This is a genomic window from Campylobacter sp. BCW_4319 (assembly GCF_001764435.1).
GTDB lineage: Bacteria > Campylobacterota > Campylobacteria > Campylobacterales > Campylobacteraceae > Campylobacter_D > Campylobacter_D jejuni.
Genome location: NZ_MKAQ01000008.1, coordinates 63,481 through 84,307, shown reverse-complemented (window position 1 = coordinate 84,307; position 20,827 = coordinate 63,481). Strand labels below are relative to the sequence as shown.

The following is a 20,827-nucleotide window of genomic DNA, read 5'->3' as shown; positions in this document are numbered from 1 at the left end:
TTTTGCAAATATAAAAAAAGAAATATTAAGATCAATTTTCAACTTTGGTGTATTTTGTATTTTAAGTTTAGTTAGATAATTGCTTATTTTTTTCGTTAAGAATTTTATAAATTGGTTTTTTAGCAATAAAAAGTAAAAGCGCTACAACAAAAAGCATCCACATGCATTGTTCAAAAATATTAGGAAGTTGATCGATGTTTTTAATATTGACATTTCCTCCTATAAGTCCTGCAACAAAATTTCCAAGTGCACTTGCTACAAACCAAAGTCCCATGATTTGATTTTTGATTAAATCAGGGGCAACCTTAGCCATTATAGAGAGTCCAACAGGAGACACGCATAATTCCCCAAGTGTTAAAAAGAATATACTTATGATAATCCAAGCCATGGATATTGGCAAACCATTGTTGTTTATTAGATTTTGTGAAGCAAAGGTCATCATCATAAAACCAATGCCGGCAAATAATATTCCTAAAGTAAATTTTCCAATGGAAGAAAAATATATATTTTTTTTCTCTAAAAATATCCAAATATAACTTGCTATAGGAGCAAGTATGATGATAAAAATTGGATTAAAAGATTGAAACCAGTTTGTTGGAATTTTCCAATCAAAAATATTTCTATTTGTAAAATCTTGCGCAAAAAGATTATAAGCGGTAGGTTTTTGTTCAAAAGTGCTCCAAAAAAAAGTGGCTACAAAGAATAAAACAATTAAAATTGTTAATTGCTGTTTTTCTCTTTTATTTAAGGTTTTAAAAACAAAAAGATATATGAAATAAATTACCAAACATAGTAAAATTACAATTAGAAGTTTTTTTGATAGTATTATGGGATTAATATCTGCAAGATTAATAAAAATTAGAAAAAATCCAATAATACTTAACAAGCTTATACTTAGTATAAGAGTTAAATTTTTACTTTTTTTAAATGGTTGTTCCCAGTTTTGCCTTAAAGTACAATTTTTATGAAATTCTTCAAGTTCAGGGATAGCTTTAAAATATAAAATAAGCAAAGAGATTAGCATACCTAAACCTCCTATGCCAAATCCTAAATGATAATTCCATTTTGCTTGAATAAAACCACATATAAGAGGAGCAATGAATGCTCCAATGTTAATTCCTATATAAAAAATCGTATAGCCAGTATCGCATCTTGTATCATTTTGTTTATATAACATTCCAACTGTTACAGAAGCACTAGTTTTAAAAAATCCAGTACCAATAACGATAAAAGTAAGTCCTAGGAAAAATATAGGTGTGCTTAGAATAGATAAGGCTATGCTAATATGTCCTAAAGCTATAATAAAAGAACCTAGAAATAAAGCCTTTTTTTGCCCTAAATAATTATCAGTAATCCAGCCTCCAGGAAGTGCTGCTAAATACAAGCATCCTGCAAAAATGCCATAAATTGCCGAGGCGTATTCAGTGCTTATTCCAAGTCCACCTTTGCTTATGGTTGTTGCCATGAAAAGCACAAGTAAAGATCGTATGCCATAAAAAGCAAATCTTTCCCAAAGTTCTACCATTGATAGAGAGAATAAAGGCTTGGGATGACCTAGGAAATTTGTATCGAGTTTTTGTATTTCTTGTTTAGTCACTTCCCAATACCTTTCTTTTTTATGCTTAAAATATTTTAACTAATAGTAATAGAAAAATAATTAAATTACAATATTTTTAAATATTTTTTTTATAATAATATTTAAAAATATAACATTTTAATATTATTATAAATTAACAAATTTAAACATTAAATCAAGCTTTAATTTTAAACCCTGTGTATTGTATAGTTTTATTTTATCAATTTTTAAAGCTATAGGAAGATTTTCTAAATTTTGTATAAAATTGAGCAAGTCTTTAAAGTTGCCATTTAAACTTAGAGAAACATAATTATAGTGGATAAAATTTTTGTTTTCTTGGGAAAATTTTATTTCATTAATGGTTAAATTTTTGGATAAATTATTGATTTTTTTATTGAAAAAATCTTTATCATAAGAAAATAAATGCAATTTTTCTTTATAGTATTTTAATTTTTCTTCCTCTGTTTTTATCTGTTTTGTTAGCTTTGTTTCTATTTCTTTAAGATGTGAATTTTCTATTTTTGCTTCATTTAATGCAAGGTAATTATGTTCTACTAATGTTTTTTGAAAAATATCTTCCAAAAAGTGATCGTGAATTTTAAAAGCTAAAAACAAAGCACAAAGACAGATAAAAGAAATAAAAAGAAATTTTTCCCTAGGATTTAAATTCTGCAAAAATACTTCTATTTTATTCATGTATGACTTCTAATATGATATTCAATGTTTCTTCATTTTTATCAAGAATTTTAAAAGCAGAATTTAGATTTTCTAATGCTCTTTTAAAGTGGTTTTCATCGATAAAAGAAAGAATGATTTTTGTTTGTTTAAATTCAAGATTTGTGATTTTAAGTTCATTGGAGTTAAGCCATGATATGATTTGATTTAGAATGATTGCTTTATTTTTGTCTAAATTGATTTCTTTTGTTATGGTGGATAAAATATGAAATTGTTGTTGTGTAGATGATATTTTATTAGAAAGAGTAAAGTTTAAATCTTGTATGTTTGTTAATAATTTTTGCTTATCTTGTTTTAGTTTAGAAATTTCTTCTTGTATGATAAAATTTTTATTTTGAATTTCCTTATTTTGTTTGTATTCTATAAAATCTTTAAATAATAAAATCATCATACTAAGACTAAAGCTAAAAATAAATATTAATATAATTTTAAAAGAAATAGATATTTTTATTTTATTATGCTTGATAAAATTACAATTTTGATCTAGATTTTTTATACTATATGAACTTAATTTCAATAAACTATTTTTATCAAGAATATCATTTAGATTTAAACATTTTATTTGAGATGAGAAGTAATGTTTGATTGTATCCAAATCCTGATAAAGTAGCAATTTGCTTTCATAGTGTTTTAAAAGTTCTATAAATCGATTTTGTTTAAAAAATAAATCCATATTACTTGGGTTGAAATTTTCGATTTTTTTAAGATTGATAAATTTTCCCTCTTGGTAAAAATATAAATATAAAGTTTGATCATATAAATTTAAAACACAATAATCACTTTCCTCAATAAATCTTTCATCAAACAAAGCTTGAAAAATTAAAGGCTCAGGAAAGCAAAAACGACTTTTTTTCAATTTGTAAACAGGCGCTAAAAAACAATGATAAATTTCATTATGTTTAAAAAAAGCTATTTGGTAGTCAAAGGGTTTGCTTAGCTTAAAATCTGCAGTTAAATTGTTAAAAAGTTCATCTTCTTTGGATATTCCTGTTCTTTGAGCATAAAGCAAATCTGTAGATTTTATAAAATTTATTTTATTTAATGAATTAATTTTCATCATTTAAAAGTTTTTTTAAAAATTCTTCATCTTTTTGCCAGTTTTTTTTCACTGTTACGAAAAGCTTTAAAAGTACTTTTTTTTGTGCAAGTTTTGAAATTTTAAAGCGTGCATCTTTGCCTATTCTTTTTAAAGTTGCCCCTTCTTTTCCTATAAGCATACCCTTGTGAGAGTTTGTATCTGTGATGATATTGGCTTCTAGGATTAAAAGATTGGGCGTGTCTTTGGTGCGATTGATAAGCACTTCGCTACTATAGGGAAGCTCATCGCTTAAATTTTCATAAATACTTTCAAGTATGAAATCTCTATAAAGTTCTTTTTCGCTACTCGCACTTAAAAATTCAGGATCATAAAAATATTCATGTTCGTCAAGATATTTTACTATCTCATCTAACAAGCCTTTTTTATAGCTTTTTTTCTTAGAAGAATAAGGAATGATAGCTTTAAAATGTTGGCTAAATTTTGCATATTCGCTAAGTTTTTTTAAAAGTGTAGCATTGTCGGTTAAATCTACTTTATTTAAAGCGATGATATGTGGTACTTGTGGGTTTAGACTAAGAAAATTTTCATAGTCTTTTGTACTATCAAAAACACTCGCCACAAATAAAATCACATCACAATCCCCTATAGATTTAATAGCACTTTGGACAAGCAGTTGATTAAGCGTAGCACCGCTTTCGTGAAGTCCTGGGGTATCGATGAAAATGATTTGATTTTTTTCATGCATCACTATGGCTTTGATTTTACGTCTTGTGGCGTTTTGTTTGTGAGAAACTAGGGCGATTTTTTCTTCTAATAAGGAATTGATTAAAGTACTTTTTCCTGCATTAGTACGCCCTATGATGCTAACAAAGCCACTTTTCACAAAATATACCTTGCAAGATCTTTATTTTCTATGATGTCTCCGAGTTTTTCTTCTACCATTTTTTTATCCACTACGAATTTTTTACCCGCATACTCATCAGCTTCAAAGCTTAGATCTTCAAGTAATTTTTCTATCACAGTATGTAAGCGTCTAGCACCTATATCTTGCATTTCTTCATTGGCTCTTGAAGCTATTTTCGCTATTTCTTTAATAGCTTCATCATCAAATTCAAGTTCTAAATTTTCAGTTTTTAAAAGCTGAGAGTATTGTTTTAAAAGTGAATTTTTAGGGCGTGTTAAAATTTCATAAAGAGCTTTATCATCAAGACTATCTAATTCCACTCTTAAAGGAAAGCGTCCTTGAAGTTCAGGGATAAGATCACTTGGTTTGCTAAGATGAAAAGCTCCTGCAGCGATAAAAAGAATATGATCGGTTTTTAAAGTACCTATTTTTGTTTGTACATTTGATCCCTCGACTATAGGAAGTAAGTCTCTTTGCACCCCTTCTTTACTTGGATCTTGGCGATTTGAATTTCCGCTTGAAACAGCGATTTTATCGATTTCATCAATAAAAATAATCCCTTCATTTTCCGCTCTTTTTAAGGCTTCGCTTTTGATACTTTCTTGATCTAGGATTTTTTCTCCTGCTTCGTTTTTTAAAGCATTTTTAGCGTCTTTGATTTTCATTTCTTTTTTGACTTTTTTACTGCCAACACCTATAACCTTAACTATATCTTGCATTGCACCCATTTCAGGAGGTAGGTTAGGATTGGTATCGAACATATTTTGCGAAATTTCTATCTCTATAGTGCTTTCATCAAGATTGCCATTTCTTAGTTTAGTTCTCATTTTTTCAAGACTATTTTTATATTCTTCTTGTTTTTCATCGCTGATACCCTTTGGTAAAGGTGGCAAAAGTTTTTCTAAAATTTTATTTTCTATAAATTCATCGATTTTATCTTTGTTTTTTTCTCTTTGCTCATTTTTTACTAAATTTAAAGCCGCATTGGCAAGATCTCTTACCATACTTTCTACATCACGACCTACAAAACCTACTTCAGTATATTTGCTCGCTTCGATTTTGATAAAAGGAAAGCCCATCATTTTAGCTAAACGCCTAGCGATTTCTGTTTTTCCTACGCCTGTAGAACCTATCATCAAGATATTTTTTGGCACTATATCATCTTGCAACTCAGGGCTAAGTTGCATTCTGCGGTAGCGATTTCTTAAAGCTATAGCTATGATTTTTTTAGCTTTTTTTTGTCCTATGACATAATCATCTAAAAATTTAACAATTTCTTTTGGAGTTAGATTCATTTCTCATCCTCGATCACATAAGTTTTGATATTAGTATTGGTATAAATGCAAATTTCACCCGCGATTTGAAGGCTTGATTTTACAAGCTCTTCTTCATCTAAACTTGCATGTTTTGCTAAGGCTCTAGCCGCTGAAAGTGCATAGTTTCCACCACTTCCTATGGCTGCGATTTGTCCATCTTCGGGTTCAACCACATCGCCTGTGCCTGAAAGTAAAAAAATGTGATTTCTATCAAGTACAAGCATCATGGCTTCAAGTTTTCTTAGGTATTTGTCTTTTCTCCATTCTTTAGAAAAATCAATGGCAGCTTTTAAAAGATCGCCTTTAGAACTTTGAAGGAGATTTTCAAACATATCAAAAAGATTAAAAGCATCAGCTGTTGAGCCTGCAAAACCGGCTAAAACTTTACCATTATTAAGTTTTCTTATTTTTACGGCATTGCCTTTTAATACCGTGTTTCCAAAGCTTACTTGTCCATCTCCGCCGATTACGGATTTGTTTTTGCCTTTGTAAGCTAAAATCGTTGTTGCGTGAAACATTATTCCGCCTTTATATTTATATTAAATTTAGCGTGGATTGCGTGTCCGAGCTTTACGCTTACTTCATGAAGTCCAAGACTTTTAAAAGTGTCACATTCTAAACTTTTTTTATCGATTTCTATATGGCTTTGTTCTTTTAGGGCGTGAGCGATTTCATCTTTGGTTACACCACCAAACAAACTTCCATTTGCACCTACGGGTTTTGAAATTTCAAGAGTGATTTTGCTAAGTTCTTCTTTGAGTTTTTCTAAATTTGCGATTTCAAAGCGTAAATTTTCAGCCTCTTTTTTCTTGTCGCTTTCGTATTTTTTTAAGACTTCATTAGTAGCTGCTTTAGCAAAGCCTTTGGCGATTAAGAAATTTTGTCCGTAACCGTCTTTTACTTCTTTTACTTCGCCTGCTTTTCCAAGTGCTTTTACATCTTTGATTAATAATACTTTCATTTTATTCCTTTATTAAAATTTTCTTCCATTTTTTCCTGCGATGATAAAACGCAAAGCATTAAGCTTGATAAAACCTGCTGCATCTTTTTGATTATACACTTCATCTTCTTCAAAAGTACAATAAGCTGCGTTAAACAAGCTATCGTTAGCACTTTCGCGTCCTATAACCATCACATTGCCTTTATAAAGCTCGAGTTTTACTCTACCATTGGCATGAATTTGAGACTCATCGATTAAGGCTTGAAGCATCATTCTTTCAGGCGAGAACCAATAGCCATTATAAATTAAACTTGCGTATTTTGGCATGAGTTCATCTTTTAAGTGTGCTGCTTCTCTATCAAGCGTGATGCTTTCAAGCGCTCTGTGTGCTTTTAAAAGTATAGTACCGCCTGGAGTTTCGTAACAACCACGGCTTTTCATTCCTACATAGCGATTTTCTACTATATCAAGGCGTCCTATACCGTGTTTGCAGCCTAGTTCGTTAAGTTTGGTTAAAAGTCCTGCGGGACTTAGTTTTTCTCCATTTATCGCTACTAAATCTCCTTTTTGGAAATCAAGTTCTATAATTTCACTTTCATTTGGAGCGTCTTTTGGGCTTTTACTCCATCTCCACATATCTTCTTCAGGTGCGTGTGCAGGATCTTCTAAAACAAGTCCTTCGTAAGAAATATGAAGTAAATTTGCGTCCATAGAATAAGGGGATTTTCCTTTTTTCTTAGAAATATCAATACCGTGTTTTTGCGCATAAGCAAGGAGTTTTTCACGACTGTTTAAATCCCACTCACGCCATGGAGCGATGATTTTTAAATCTGGGTTAAAAGCAAGATAGCCAAGTTCAAAACGCACTTGATCATTTCCTTTACCTGTGGCACCATGGCTTACCGCATCAGCACCTGTTTGCAGGGCGATTTGTGCTTGAGTTTTTGCTATAAGTGGTCTTGCTATACTTGTTCCTAAAAGATATTCTCCTTCATAAATCGCATTGGCTCTAAACATAGGAAATACATAATCTTTAACAAATTCATCTCTTAAATCTTTAATGAAAATATTTTCTTCTTTTATGCCTAAAGAAAGGGCTTTTTTTCTTGCAGGTTCGAGTTCTTCACCTTGACCAATATCTGCTGTAAAAGTTACAACTTCACAATTATACTCATCTTGAAGCCATTTTAAAATAATGCTCGTATCAAGCCCCCCAGAATACGCTAAAACTACTTTTTTTACTTCATTTTTCATAAGATATCCTTTGTTAAAATAGATTTGAAAATTGTAAAATTGTATCCAAATTTCATTAAAGAAAAGTTTTTACTTGCTATTTTCTTAAAAAATAAAGCAAAGGCATAAGCAAATTTTGTTCCAAAAATTGATTTTTTTTGCTAAAATTGCTTTTATGAGAGTAGATAAATTTTTAAATGTAGTTAATATCACGAAAAGAAGAGCTATTTCTGAAGATATGTGTAAAAGTGGTGTAGTGGGGATTAATGGCGTTATTGTTAAGGCGAGTAAAGAGGTTAAGGTGGGTGATATCATCACTTTACATTTTACTGAATACACTCAAAAATATAAAGTCCTAGCTATACCTAGCACGAAAAGCATTCCTAAAAACGCACAAAATGAATATGTGGTAAAATTATGAAAGAATTTATTTTAGCAAAAGATGAGATCAAAACGATGCTTCAAATAATGCCTAAAGAAGGTGTTGTTTTGCTTCAAGGAGATTTGGCTAGCGGAAAAACAAGCTTAGTACAAGCTTGGGTTAAATTTCTTGGTCTTGATGCAAGGGTAGATTCTCCAACTTTTTCCACTATGCAAAAATATGAAAATCATGATATTTGCATTTATCATTATGATATTTATCAAGAAGGTTTAGAAGGACTTTTAGCGAATGGTTTATTTGAAAATTTTTTTGAAAAAGGTTTGCATTTGGTTGAATGGGGCGGTGAAAATTTGAAAAAAACTTTAATGAAATTTGGAATTTCTACTATCCAGATTAAAATTAGCATTAAAGACGACAAAAGAAAGTATGAAATTTATGAGTAAATTAGAAATTGTAAATTTAGAAAAAATTATTAAAAAAACTAAGATTATACATGGAATTTCTTTAGAGGTTAATAGCGGAGAAGTTGTAGGACTTTTAGGGCCAAATGGTGCAGGAAAAACGACAACTTTTTATATGATATGTGGACTTATTTCCCCAAGTAGTGGAAAAGTTCTTTTAGATGGTTTAGATGTGACAAAAGATCCTTTAAATAAAAGAGCTAGATCAGGGATAGGTTATTTACCTCAAGAAAGTAGTATTTTTAAGGATTTAAGCGTAGAAGATAACCTGCTTTTAGCGGCTCAGATTTTTTATAAAGATAAAAAAATTTTACATGATAAAGTTGAGCAAATGCTTGAACTCTTAAGTATAGAGCCTATTCGTTTAAGGAAAGGTTTAAGTTTAAGTGGAGGTGAAAGAAGGCGTTGTGAGATCGCTAGAAGCTTGATGTGCGAACCTAAGTTTTTGCTTCTTGATGAGCCTTTTGCAGGTGTTGATCCTATAGCAGTGGCTGAAATTCAAACTTTAATTAAAGAGCTTAAAAGATTGGGGATTGGGGTTTTAATTACCGATCATAATGTGCGTGAGACTTTGGCTATTTGTGATAGAGCTTATGTTATAAGATCAGGTTCTTTGCTTGCTAGTGGAAATGCTGATGAAATTGCAACCAATAAAGACGTGAAAAAGTATTATTTAGGAGCGGAGTTTAAACTCCTTGATTGATGTTAAAGCAAAAAATCACCCAAGCACCCAAGACTAAAATTTCTCAAACTTTACGCTCTTGGTTGCCGATTTTACAAGCAAATATAGAGGATTTAAAAGAAAATTTAGATAAATTTGCTGAGGATAATCCTTTCTTAAATGTTCAAGATTCGATACAAACTCATGATAAGGGTAAGAATTATTTTGATTCATTTTATAAACATAATGTAAATTCGGCTTTTGTGGATAGTAAAGGACTTGCCAAAAAAAGTGTTTATGAGCTTTTAAATGAACAGATTCTTCCTCCTTTGTTTCCTACAAACAAATCTCAAGAACTTGCAAAAAAAATTATAGAATGCTTAAATGAGGAAGGATATTTTGAATACGATGAAGAATTTTTAAAAGAGTATTCTTTGGAAGAAATTGAGCGAGTAAGAGCAAGATTTAAATTTTTAGATCCTGTAGGAGTGGGAGCTAAAGATTATAAAGAAGCATTTTTATTTGCTCTTGAAAATATGGAGTTAGATGAAGATATTGATGAGTTTTGTAGAATGTTGATTATGGATTTTGAAAATATACAAAACTATACCAAAGAGCCTTTATATAAAGAAGCATTGGCTGTACTTAAGCGTTTTAGCACTCCTCCTTTTTTGGAATATTTTGAAGATTCTCGTATAATTGTTCCTGATATTTTTGTTTATAAAGAAAATGGTGAAATTAAAGTAAAAATCAATGATGATTATTATCCTGAAATTTCAATCCAAACTGATGGTTTAGAGCATGATTTTTTAAGTCATTACATCAAAGAAGCAAAAAATTTAGTTGATGCTTTAGCGATGAGAAAAGCTACTCTTTATAAAATAGGGCTTATGATAGTAGAATATCAATATGATTTTTTCATGGGAAAAGAGATAAAACCTATGACTTTTAAGGATTTAGCACTTGATTTAGAACGCAATGCTTCGACTATATCAAGAGCTGTGGCAAATAAATATTTAAGTTGTGAAAGAGGACTTATCCCCTTGCGTGATTTTTTTGCTTTTGCTCTTGATGAAGAGGGAGAGACTTCAAATGTAGGTGTTAAAGAATTTGTAGCAAATTTAGTAAAGAATGAAGATCGCAATAAACCTTTAAGCGATAGTAAAATTTTAGAATTAATCAAAGAAGAATTTAAAGTCGATATAGGGCGAAGAACTATTACAAAATATCGCAAACATCTCAATATAGCAAGTTCTACGGATAGAAAAAAATTATATGAACTTGAAGGATAAAATTCTATCAATCTATCAAACCCATTACACTTTTGTTTTATATTTAAATTTAATTTAAATAATATAAAAAATTATTGTTTTATTTTTAGAAATATTATTCTTTAATTTAAAAATGTGATACAATAATAACTGTTTTTAAATATCAATTTTCAAAGGAGTTAAAATGGACTTTTTAACAAGCCTTAGTGAGGGAGGGCAATTTGCAATCCAAATCATTATCGTTTTAATTTGTCTTTTTTACGGTGCAAAAAAAGGCGGCATAGCGCTTGGTTTACTTGGTGGTATAGGTATTTTAATGCTTGTATTTGCTTTTCATATAAAGCCTGGAAAACCAGCCATAGATGTTATGCTTACGATTTTAGCGGTAGTGGTTGCGAGTGCAACTTTGCAAGCAAGCGGTGGTTTGGATGTTATGCTTCAAATAGCAGAAAGAATTTTAAGACGCAATCCTAAGTTTTTAACAATATTAGCGCCTTTTGTAACCTGCTTTTTGACCATACTTTGTGGAACAGGACATGTGGTTTATACTATTATGCCTATTATTTATGATATAGCGATTAAAAACGGTATTCGTCCTGAGCGTCCAATGGCAGCAGCTTCTATATCATCACAAATGGGTATTATTGCATCTCCTGTATCTGTGGCTGTTGTAAGTTTGACTGCTTTGCTTTTAAATGCTAATCATAAATTAGCAGGTTTTGATGGTTATATTAATCTTCTTCAAATTACCATACCTAGTACATTATTTGGTGTATTGTGTATAGGAATTTTTTCTTGGTTTAGAGGAAAAGATTTGGATAAAGATGAAGTATTTCAAGAAAAACTTAAAGATCCTGAATTTAAAAAATATGTTTATGGGGATTCTAAAACACTTTTAGGTGTTAAACTCCCAAAAAGTAATTGGGTTGCAATGTGGATTTTCTTAGGAGCTATTGCTTTAGTGGCTTTATTAGGTGTATTTGATTTCTTGCGTCCAAACTGGGGGCAAGTTGTAAAAAATGGCATTCCTCAAGTAGATGCTTTAGGCAATCCTAAAATGGATGTTTTATCCATGGTTTCAGTTATTCAGATGTTTATGCTTTTAGCAGGTTCTTTGATTATCATCTTTACTAAAACAGATGCAAAGAAAATCGGCTCTAATGAAATTTTTAAATCAGGTATGATAGCACTTGTTGCGGTATTTGGAATTTCTTGGATGGCTGATACTATGTTTGCAGTTCATACTCCTATGATGAAAGTAGCGCTTGGAGATATAGTAAAAGAGCATCCTTGGACTTATGCTGTAATGCTTCTTTTAATTTCAAAATTTGTAAACTCTCAAGCAGCGGCTATTTCGGCTTTTGTTCCTTTGGCTTTAGGAATTGGTGTTGAACCTGGTGTAATTGTTGCTTTTGCGGCTGCTTGTTATGGATATTATATTTTACCAACTTATCCAAGCGATTTAGCTACTATACAATTTGACAGATCAGGTACTACTCACATCGGTAAATTTGTTATCAATCATAGTTTTATTTTACCAGGTCTTATAGGTGTAATCACTTCTTGTATAGCAGGATATTTTATCGCTATGGCAGCAGGTTATCTTTAACAATTTTTAGCAGGATTTTTCCTGCTAAATTCTTCATTTGTCTTTTTATTTAATATAGATAAAAATTATAAATAAATCATAAAATTAGTATTAATCAAAATATAAGCTTAACAAGGATAGAATAAATCCTATTTTGAATCAATGAGAAAGGGCTATCCTATGGATGTTATCTTTGCTTTGCTTCTGCTTTTAGCTTTTGGTAGTTTATGGTTTTTTATCCGTTTTTGTGAAATTCAAACTAGGACACGCGGATGATATTTTTACTAGTTTTAAGCTTAATACTTGCTCTTTATTTATTTTATGCTCTATTATATCCTGAAAAATTTTAAAGGAAAAATATGCTAGAAATTTTAATAACACTGATTATAGCTTTTATATTGGCTTTAATTTTTGGAAATTATCTTTATAAAATTGCAAGCTGTAACAAAACTATTTTTGATTTTATTTTTAATCCAATTGATAACTTAATTTATAAAATTTGTGCAATTGATAGAAAAAATATGACTTGGCAAAAATATTCTTTGCATTTAATTGCTTTTAATGCCTTAGTGGCTATTTTTTCTTTCGTGATTTTTTATTTGCAAGATAAACTTTTTTTAAATCCCAATTCGATAAATTCTATGAAAGGGGATTTGAATTTAAATACTGTAATTAGTTTTATTACAAATACAAACCTTCAGCATTATAGTGGAGAGAGTGCTTTAAGTTTGCTTTCCCAAAATACAGGCATTTTACTTGCTATGTTTGTTTCAAGTGCAAGTGGATATTCTGCTTGTATGGCTTTTTGTCGTGCTTTATGTGGTATGCAAATGGGAAATTTTTATGAAGATTTTACGCGTATTATTACGCGTTTGATGTTGCCTTTAAGTTTTATTTTGGCTGTAATTTTTATCTCTGAAGGCGTGGTGCAAAACTATCACGCAAATTTTAGCGTGCTTACTTTAGAAAATAAATTTCAAAGCATTGCCACAGGTCCTGTTGCAGCTCTTGAGTCTATAAAACATTTAGGGACAAACGGGGGTGGTTTTTTTGGTGCTAATTCAAGCATGCCTTTTGAAAATCCTACTTTACTTACAAATTTTTTACAAATTTTATCCATGATGCTTATTCCTAGTGCCTGTGTTGTAGCTTTTGGATTGATGGTTTATCATAGAAAAGAAAGACAAGGTTTTGCTCTTATGGGAAAAGAAGGGGGAGTTATTTTTGGTGCAATGGGGATTATTTTTATCATTTCTTTGCTTTTAATTTATTTTAGCGAAAAAATGTCAAATCCAAATTTGGATTCTTTGGGTTTAAATGCAAATTTGGGAAATTTAGAAGGTAAAGAAATAAGATTTGGCACAGATGGTTCGAGTTTATTTAGTGCTGTAACTACTGCTTTTACTACAGGAAGCGTCAATAATATGCACGATAGTTTAAATCCTTTAAGCATCAGTGCTACTTTGCTAAATATGATGTTAAATGTGGCTTTTGGTGGCGAAGGAGTAGGGCTTATGAATATGATTATTTATGTGCTTTTAACCGTGTTTATTTGTGCATTAATGATAGGCAGAACTCCAGAATTCTTGGGTAAAAAAATAGAAAGCGCACAAATGAAGCTTATAGCTTTGGTAATTCTTATCCATCCTTTATTAATCCTTGTTTTAAGTGCATTAGCTGTTGTTTTTGCAAAAGATAGTATAAGCAATCCTAGCTTTCATGGCTTGGCTCAGATTTTGTATGAATTTAGTTCTTCGGCAGCAAATAATGGTTCAGGACTTGAAGGTTTAAAAGATGATAATTTATTTTGGAATTTAAGTACAGCTTTTGCTATGTTTTGTGGGCGTTATTTGGTTTTAATAGCTCAGCTTGCTATAGCTGGATCGCTTTTGGCTAAAAATACACAAGAAAATACTGCAAATTCTTTAAAAACGGATAATTTAACTTTTATGTTTGTGCTTGTTTGTATTATATATATTTTTGCTGCACTTACTTTTTTTCCAGTGCTTACTTTATCAAGCGTTGCAGAATATTTATCTTTATGGCATTAAGGAGAGTCAATGTCTAAAAAACAAAATAAACTCATTGCAAAAGAAATTTTAAATAATGCCATAAAAGGAGCATTTTTAAAATTTGATCCACGCTTTATGGTAAAAAATCCTGTTATGTTTATGGTGGAAGTTGGATTGATTCTTACTTTGATTTTAAGTATTTTTCCTACTTTGTTTAATGGAAATTCTGATGAAAGAATTTATAACATCTTAATCACTTTTATTTTATTTATAACCTTGCTTTTTGCAAATTTTGCAGAAAGTATTGCAGAAGGAAGGGGTAAAGCCCAAGCAGCTACTTTAAGACAAAGCAAAAAGGATTCTAAAGCTAGACGCATAAAAAGTGATGGCAGTGAAGAAATGCTTAATTCTAGCGAGTTAAAAATAGGTGATATAGTTTTAGTTAAAGCAGGTGAACTTATACCTAATGATGGAGAAATTATAGAAGGTGCTGCAAGTGTTGATGAATCAGCTATTACAGGTGAAAGTGCTCCTGTTATGCGTGAAGCGGGCGGTGATTTTTCTTCTGTTACAGGTGGGACTACGGTTTTAACTGATTTTTTAAAGATTAAAATTTTAGTTGGAGCTGGGGAAAGTTTTTTAGATAAAATGATCAATCTTGTAGAAGGTGCTGCGCGTCAAAAAACTCCAAATGAAATTGCTCTTAATACTCTTTTAATTGTTCTTAGTTTGAGTTTTTTGGTGGTGGTTGTAAGTTTATATCCTTTTATGCAATTTTTAGGCGTGAGTTTGCCTATTTCGTGGTTAGTAGCATTGCTTGTATGTCTTATTCCTACAACTATAGGGGGGCTTTTATCAGCTATAGGAATAGCAGGTATGGACAGGGTAACGCGTTTTAATGTGATCGCACTTTCAGGCAAGGCTGTTGAAAGTTGTGGTGATGTTGATACTATGATTTTGGATAAAACAGGAACGATTACTTTTGGAAACCGTTTGGCAAATGAATTTTATGAAGTCCAAGGTATAAGTAAAGAAGAAATGATTAAAGCTTGTGTTTTATCCTCTTTAAAAGATGAAACTCCAGAAGGTAAAAGCATAGTTGCATTGGCTCAAAAAATGGGTTATGAATTAGAAGGTAATGATATTAAAGAATTTATCGAATTTAGCGCTCAAAATAGAATGAGTGGTGTGGATTTGCAAGATAATACAAAAATTCGCAAAGGTGCTTTTGATGCTATAAGAGCTTATATAAGCGAAATGAATGGAAAAATTCCTAGCGATTTAGAAACTAAGGTAATGGAAATTTCAAATCTTGGTGGTACTCCTTTGGTAGTGTGTAAAAATGAAAAAATTTTAGGAGTAATTTATCTAAAGGATACAGTAAAACCAGGACTTAAAGAGCGCTTTGATGAGCTTAGAAAAATGGGCATAAAAACTTTAATGTGTACTGGAGACAATCCTTTAACAGCAGCTACTATAGCTAAAGAAGCAGGGCTTGATGGATTTATAGCAGAATGCAAGCCTGAAGATAAAATAGAAGCCATTAAAAAAGAACAAGCCCAAGGTAAGATAGTAGCCATGACAGGAGATGGAACCAATGATGCTCCAGCTCTTGCGCAAGCTGATGTAGGTATAGCTATGAACTCAGGAACTCAAGCAGCCAAAGAAGCAGCCAATATGATAGATCTTGATTCTAATCCTACTAAAATTTTAGAAGTGGTTGAAATAGGAAAAGGTTTGCTTATTACTAGAGGCAGTCTTACAACTTTTAGTATGGCAAATGATATTGCTAAGTATTTTACTATTTTACCTGCTATGTTTAGTGTGGTTTTACCTCAAATGCAAATTTTAAACATTATGCATTTGGCTACCCCGCAAAGCGCTATTTTATCAGCACTTATTTTTAATGCTATTATTATACCTTTGCTCATACCTATTGCTATGCGTGGAGTTAAATTTAAGCCTATGAAAAGCGAGCATTTGCTTTTAAGAAATTTAAGTATTTATGGTTTAGGTGGTATGATAGCACCTTTTATAGGGATAAAAATAATTGATATTCCTACAGCTTGGATACTTAGAATTTTAGGAGTGTGATATGCTTAGAACTTTGCTTAGTTTTTTTGTGGTAATGCTAATATTATGTACTCTTATTTATCCTTTTGCTTTAAATACGGTTGCAAAATTTATTTTTCCTTATCAATCAAGTGGAAGTTTAGTGGATAAAGAAGGTCGTCCGACTTTGGATATAAGCAAAGCGGTAGGTTCAAAGCTTTTGGGTCAAGATTTTAATAAGCCTTATTTTCTACATTCAAGAGCATCTGTATCAAATTACAATACAAGTGATACAAATGAAAGCAGTGTAAGTTCAGGTGGATTTAATTATGCTATGTCAAATCCTGCTTTAAAAGAGCGTGTGCAAAAAGATTTGCAAAAATTTTTAGATGAGAATCCGCAAATTACAAAAGAACAAATTCCTTTGGATTTGTTAAGCGCTTCGGGATCAGGACTTGATCCTCATATCAGTCTTCAAGCAGCCCTAGTGCAAATTCCTAGGATAAGTCAATCTTCAAAAATTACCAAAGAAGAACTAGAAAAAATCATTCAAGAAAATACCGAGTCTAAATTTTTAGGGATTTTTGGGGAAGAAAAGGTTAATGTTTTAGCTGTTAATATAGCTATTGCTAAAGCCATGAAAAAAGAATAAACATGCAAAGACAAAGTCCTGAACAAATTCTTAAAAAACTTGAGGTTAAAGCCAAGGAAGAAGAAAAAAACAAACTTGCAAAATTAAAAATCTTCTTAGGTTATGCTGCAGGTTCTGGAAAAACTTATGCTATGTTAAGTGAAGCTAGAACTTTAAGGGATAATGGAGTTGATGTTGTTTTAGGCTATATAGAGCCTCACGATAGACCTGAAACAATGGCTTTAACACAAGGTTTTGAAAGTATAGCTAATCTTGAAATTCCTTATAAAAATATAGTATTAAAAGAATTTGATTTAGACGCTACTCTTAAGAGAAAACCTGCTTTGGTTTTAGTAGATGAGCTTGCACACACTAATGCTAAAGGCTTGCGTAATGAAAAGCGTTTTCAAGATATAGAAGAACTTCTAAAAGCAGGGATTGATGTTTATACTACTTTAAATATACAACATTTAGAAAGTTTAAATGATTTAGTCGCTAATATCAGTAAGATAGAAGTTAAAGAGCGTATTCCTGATCGTATTTTTGATGAGGCTGATCAGGTTGAACTTGTTGATATTGAACCTAATAAGCTTTTAAAAAGAATGCAAGATGGTAAAATTTATAAGGAAAAACAAGCTAAACTAGCACTTGAAAATTTCTTTCGTCAAGAAAGACTTATAGCTTTGCGTGAGATTGCCTTAAGAAGACTTGCTTCAAGAGTGAATTTAAGAGCAAGTGAACAAAGGCTTATTAATGATGATTTAGCTTATCATACTGGAGAGCATATTTTAGTTTGTATTAATGCTTCAAATGCAAAGGTTATTCGTGCAGCTGCAAGACTTGCTTTAGCTTTTCATGCTAAATTGAGTGCGCTTTATATAAAAAATCCCAATATTAAAGAAGAAAAAGCCTTAGAAGAAAATATAGAACTAGCTAAAAGTTTTGATGCTGAAATCATTAGCGTATATGATGATATAGCAAGACAAATTGCAGAGTATTCAAGCCTTAGCAATGTTTCTAAAATTGTTTTAGGTAAAAATAAAGATAAAAAAAAGTTTAAAGAAGAGATTTTTGAAGCTGTTGCTAAAAAAGCACCTAATATTGATTTATATCTTGTTAATGAAAATCAAATTTCTACTCCTAAAATACGAAGTAAAAAAGGTTTTGATTTTTTAGGTTTTTTAAAAATCACAGGAGTTTTGCTTTTAGCAACTTTTATAGCTTTTGTATTTCATAAATTTAATACTCAGCCAAGTAATATAGTTATGATTTTTATTTTAGCAGTTTTTGCTTCTTCTTTTATTTCTGATAATAAAATTTTCGCCTTTTATTCTTCTTTGGTAAGTGTTTTGATTTATAATTTTTTCTTTTTAGAACCTATTTTTAGTCTTAAAGTTCATGATAGTGGAAATATTATTACTTTTACAACTATGTTTATAGTTGGATTTTTAACAGCTGTTTTTACTAGAAGATTAAAATTGCAATCTAAAGAACTCACTAAAAGAGCTTATAGAACGGCTATTTTGCTTGAAAATAGTGAAAAGTTAGCAAGAGTGAAAAGCAAACAAGAGCTTTGGGAACAACTTGGAAATCAAGCTTTAAAATTATTAAATTTACCTATTATTATTTATCCTATAAATAAAAACAATATTTTATCGAAACCTTTGTTGTTTTTTAACGATGATAAGCAAATGTTAAAAAATTGTTTTAGTGCTGATGAGATTGCTATTGCTCAATGGGTTGCAACAAATAAAGAAAGAGCAGGTGTTTGTACAAATACCCTGCCTAATGCTAATGCTATGTATTTACCTATAGAAGATGGGGAAAAAACTAAAGGGGTCATAGGTATAGTTTTAAAAGAAAAACGTCCCTTGCAAGACTTTCAGTATGAAATTTTAAGTGCTTTACTTAATGAGGTAGGAGTTAGAACAAGGGATATATTTTTATTATAAATCCCTTAATTTATTAATCTCATCTCTAATTGCGGCAGCTTTTTCAAACTCAAGTGCTTTGGCTGCTTCAAGCATTTGCTTTCTTAACTCTTTGACAAGCTTTGCTCTTTCGCTAGCAGGCATTTTTTCGAGTTTTTTACCTTTGCGATAAATTTCGCCTAAATCCTCTTCATTTTTCAAACTCTCTTCAATATGGCGTTTGACTGAAGTTGGCGTGATATTGTATTTTTTATTATAAGCCATTTGAAGTTTGCGGCGTTCATTGGTGGTATCCATAGCTTCTTGCATGGATTTTGTGATTTTTTTGCAAAAAAGCAAAACCTTACCATTGACATTTCTAGCTGCTCTTCCCATGGTTTGGATTAAACTTGTAGTGCTTCTTAAAAAGCCTTCCTTATCTGCATCCATAATGGCAATGAGTGAAACTTCAGGTAGATCTAGTCCTTCTCTAAGTAAGTTAATGCCAATTAGCATATCAAAAGCACCGCTTCTTAAACCTCTTATGATTTCATTGCGTTCTATAGCATCGATGTCTGAGTGCATGTATTTGACTTTTATACCAAGCTCTAAATAATACCTTGTAAGTTCTTCAGCGAGTTTTTTAGTTAGCACAGTCACTAAAACACGTTCATTCCTTTGTATGACTTTTTTAGCCTCATCAAATAAAAATTCAACCTGATTATCACTATCTTTTAACTCTATTAAAGGATCAAGCAGTCCCGTAGGACGCATGATTTGATGAAAGATGTTTTCTTTACTCAGTTCAAGTTCTAAAGGTGCAGGTGTGGCTGAAACAAAAAGAAATTGACAATTTTTATGGATAAATTCATCAAACATTAAAGGACGGTTATCCAAGGCTGAAGGCAAACGAAAACCATAATCCACCAAGGTTTGTTTTCTGCTTCTATCTCCTGCAAACATACCTCTAAATTGTGGTAAAGATACATGGCTTTCATCGACTATAACAAGAAATTTTCTATCTTTAATCGCAAAATAATCAAAAAGCGTATAAGGAATATCACCTTCTTTAAGCCCTGTTAAATGTCTTGCATAATTTTCAACGCCTTTACACATTCCTGTGCTTGTAAGCATTTCAAGATCAAATTCAACCCTTTGTTTAAGGCGTTGATATTCTACGAGTTTATTTTCATGTTCAAAATAAGCAAGGCGTTCGTTAAGTTCTGCTTTTATGTCTTTTATCGCTTGTTTTAGCCTTGTTTCACCTACACTAAACTGGCTTGTAGGATAGAGTATGAAGCGTTTTAAATCTTTGCCTTTTTTATTTTCTAAAACATTGTAATGATACATAGCATCAAGCTCATCGCCAAAAAATTCAAGTCTTACTACTTCATCTTCATAATAAGCTGGATAAATGTCTATAATATCTCCTTGAACTCTAAAATCTGCACGATCAAAAAAATTATCATTTCTTTTATAACCCATATCTACAAGTTTTTTTAAAAGTTCTTTTTGTGAAATTTGCATACCTAGTTCAAAGATTAAAACCATGCCTATGTATTCATTTGGATTACCAAGTCCATAATTTGCCGAAACACTAGCTATGCAAACTACATCTTCATAACTTAAAAGAGAAGCAGTAGCACTCAGTCTTAAACGCTCTAAGTCTTCATTAGTGGAGCTGTCTTTTTCTATGAAAACATCAGTGCGTGGAATATAGGCTTCAGGTTGATAATAATCATAATAAGATATAAAATATTCCACATGATTTTTAGAAAAAAAGCCTTTAAATTCGCTATAAAGTTGTGCACAAAGGCTTTTGTTGTGACTCATGATAAGAGTGGGCATATTAAGTTCTTTAATGACATTTGCCATGGTAAAGGTTTTTCCACTTCCTGTAACGCCTAGTAAGGTTTGATATTTGTTGCCTTTTTTTATACTTTTTACTATACCTTTTATGGCTTCTTGTTGATCAGGACTAGGTTTAAATTCGCTGGTAAGTTCTAACATTTTTCTACTTTATTTTTATTTTTGAAAAAATTTTAAAAGAAAATGCTTTAATTAAAAATTAATTGACAATAAAAACCTAAATTTAAATTTTTTTCTGCTACAATAT

General features: G+C 31.0%; 18 protein-coding genes and 1 pseudogene. 10 read left to right on the top strand and 9 right to left on the bottom strand.

What is annotated here, in order from left to right; all coding sequences use genetic code 11:
- Positions 1-67: 67 nt before the first annotated feature.
- The 8 genes from AJN56_RS01950 to AJN56_RS01915 all read right to left on the bottom strand — a co-directional run bounded on the left by AJN56_RS01950 (position 68) and on the right by AJN56_RS01915 (position 7,764).
- Positions 68-1,597 (bottom strand): peptide MFS transporter, encoded by a 1,530-nt coding sequence (locus AJN56_RS01950; protein WP_070246373.1) that lies wholly within the window; start codon positions 1,595-1,597, stop codon positions 68-70.
- A gap of 126 nt (positions 1,598-1,723) precedes the next feature.
- Positions 1,724-2,272: a hypothetical protein gene (locus AJN56_RS01945; RefSeq protein ID WP_002855032.1), complete on the bottom strand. Its 549-nt coding sequence runs from the start codon at positions 2,270-2,272 to the stop codon at positions 1,724-1,726.
- Entirely contained in the window at positions 2,265-3,371 is a 1,107-nt protein-coding gene (locus AJN56_RS01940; protein WP_074468912.1) for a hypothetical protein, read from the bottom strand. The genes AJN56_RS01945 and AJN56_RS01940 overlap by 8 nt, the downstream gene beginning before the upstream one ends.
- Positions 3,358-4,233, bottom strand: a complete 876-nt coding sequence (gene era, locus AJN56_RS01935) for a GTPase Era (RefSeq protein WP_002855233.1) — start codon at positions 4,231-4,233, stop codon at positions 3,358-3,360. Before era ends, AJN56_RS01940 begins: the two co-directional genes overlap by 14 nt.
- Positions 4,230-5,549, bottom strand: coding sequence for an ATP-dependent protease ATPase subunit HslU (gene hslU / locus AJN56_RS01930; protein ID WP_009882359.1), 1,320 nt, complete (start codon positions 5,547-5,549; stop codon positions 4,230-4,232). The genes era and hslU overlap by 4 nt, the downstream gene beginning before the upstream one ends.
- Positions 5,546-6,088: an ATP-dependent protease subunit HslV gene (gene hslV / locus AJN56_RS01925; protein ID WP_002855129.1), complete on the bottom strand. Its 543-nt coding sequence runs from the start codon at positions 6,086-6,088 to the stop codon at positions 5,546-5,548. The genes hslU and hslV overlap by 4 nt, the downstream gene beginning before the upstream one ends.
- On the bottom strand, positions 6,088-6,531 hold the full coding sequence (gene rplI / locus AJN56_RS01920; RefSeq protein WP_002854980.1) for a 50S ribosomal protein L9: 444 nt from the start codon (positions 6,529-6,531) through the stop codon (positions 6,088-6,090). The genes hslV and rplI overlap by 1 nt, the downstream gene beginning before the upstream one ends.
- A 12-nt stretch (positions 6,532-6,543) precedes the next feature.
- Positions 6,544-7,764, bottom strand: coding sequence for an argininosuccinate synthase (locus AJN56_RS01915; RefSeq protein ID WP_002854869.1), 1,221 nt, complete (start codon positions 7,762-7,764; stop codon positions 6,544-6,546).
- Positions 7,765-7,918: 154 nt separating this feature from the next.
- On the opposite strand from AJN56_RS01915, the gene AJN56_RS01910 reads away from it, so the two are divergent.
- The 10 genes and pseudogenes from AJN56_RS01910 to AJN56_RS01870 all read left to right on the top strand — a co-directional run bounded on the left by AJN56_RS01910 (position 7,919) and on the right by AJN56_RS01870 (position 18,753).
- Positions 7,919-8,164, top strand: a complete 246-nt coding sequence (locus AJN56_RS01910; RefSeq protein ID WP_002860004.1) for an RNA-binding S4 domain-containing protein — start codon at positions 7,919-7,921, stop codon at positions 8,162-8,164.
- Positions 8,161-8,568, top strand: a complete 408-nt coding sequence (gene tsaE / locus AJN56_RS01905) for a tRNA (adenosine(37)-N6)-threonylcarbamoyltransferase complex ATPase subunit type 1 TsaE (RefSeq protein WP_002854905.1) — start codon at positions 8,161-8,163, stop codon at positions 8,566-8,568. The genes AJN56_RS01910 and tsaE overlap by 4 nt, the downstream gene beginning before the upstream one ends.
- The gene (gene lptB / locus AJN56_RS01900; protein ID WP_002855252.1) at positions 8,561-9,289 is read left to right on the top strand and encodes an LPS export ABC transporter ATP-binding protein; all 729 of its coding nucleotides are present in this window, start codon (positions 8,561-8,563) and stop codon (positions 9,287-9,289) included. Before tsaE ends, lptB begins: the two co-directional genes overlap by 8 nt.
- Positions 9,289-10,539 carry an RNA polymerase factor sigma-54 gene (locus AJN56_RS01895; protein ID WP_002854994.1) on the top strand — a complete coding sequence of 417 codons (1,251 nt, stop codon included), beginning with the start codon at positions 9,289-9,291 and terminating at the stop codon, positions 10,537-10,539. The genes lptB and AJN56_RS01895 overlap by 1 nt, the downstream gene beginning before the upstream one ends.
- Before the next feature lie 163 nt (positions 10,540-10,702).
- On the top strand, positions 10,703-12,127 hold the full coding sequence (locus tag AJN56_RS01890) for an anaerobic C4-dicarboxylate transporter (RefSeq protein WP_002868850.1): 1,425 nt from the start codon (positions 10,703-10,705) through the stop codon (positions 12,125-12,127).
- A gap of 141 nt (positions 12,128-12,268) precedes the next feature.
- A pseudogene (gene kdpF, locus AJN56_RS08580) lies at positions 12,269-12,456 on the top strand (K(+)-transporting ATPase subunit F).
- Between the two features lie 9 nt (positions 12,457-12,465).
- Positions 12,466-14,157, top strand: coding sequence for a potassium-transporting ATPase subunit KdpA (gene kdpA / locus AJN56_RS01885; RefSeq protein ID WP_070246371.1), 1,692 nt, complete (start codon positions 12,466-12,468; stop codon positions 14,155-14,157).
- A 9-nt stretch (positions 14,158-14,166) separates the two neighbouring features.
- Positions 14,167-16,212, top strand: coding sequence for a potassium-transporting ATPase subunit KdpB (gene kdpB, locus AJN56_RS01880; protein WP_070246369.1), 2,046 nt, complete (start codon positions 14,167-14,169; stop codon positions 16,210-16,212).
- 1 nt (position 16,213) lies between these two features.
- Positions 16,214-16,822 (top strand): potassium-transporting ATPase subunit KdpC, encoded by a 609-nt coding sequence (gene kdpC / locus AJN56_RS01875; RefSeq protein WP_002856979.1) that lies wholly within the window; start codon positions 16,214-16,216, stop codon positions 16,820-16,822.
- 2 nt (positions 16,823-16,824) lie between these two features.
- On the top strand, positions 16,825-18,753 hold the full coding sequence (locus AJN56_RS01870; RefSeq protein ID WP_002868847.1) for a sensor histidine kinase: 1,929 nt from the start codon (positions 16,825-16,827) through the stop codon (positions 18,751-18,753).
- Here the strand turns inward: AJN56_RS01870 and uvrB are convergent.
- On the bottom strand, positions 18,748-20,721 hold the full coding sequence (uvrB, locus tag AJN56_RS01865) for an excinuclease ABC subunit UvrB (protein ID WP_002868846.1): 1,974 nt from the start codon (positions 20,719-20,721) through the stop codon (positions 18,748-18,750). The genes AJN56_RS01870 and uvrB overlap by 6 nt on opposite strands.
- Positions 20,722-20,827 lie beyond the last annotated feature (106 nt).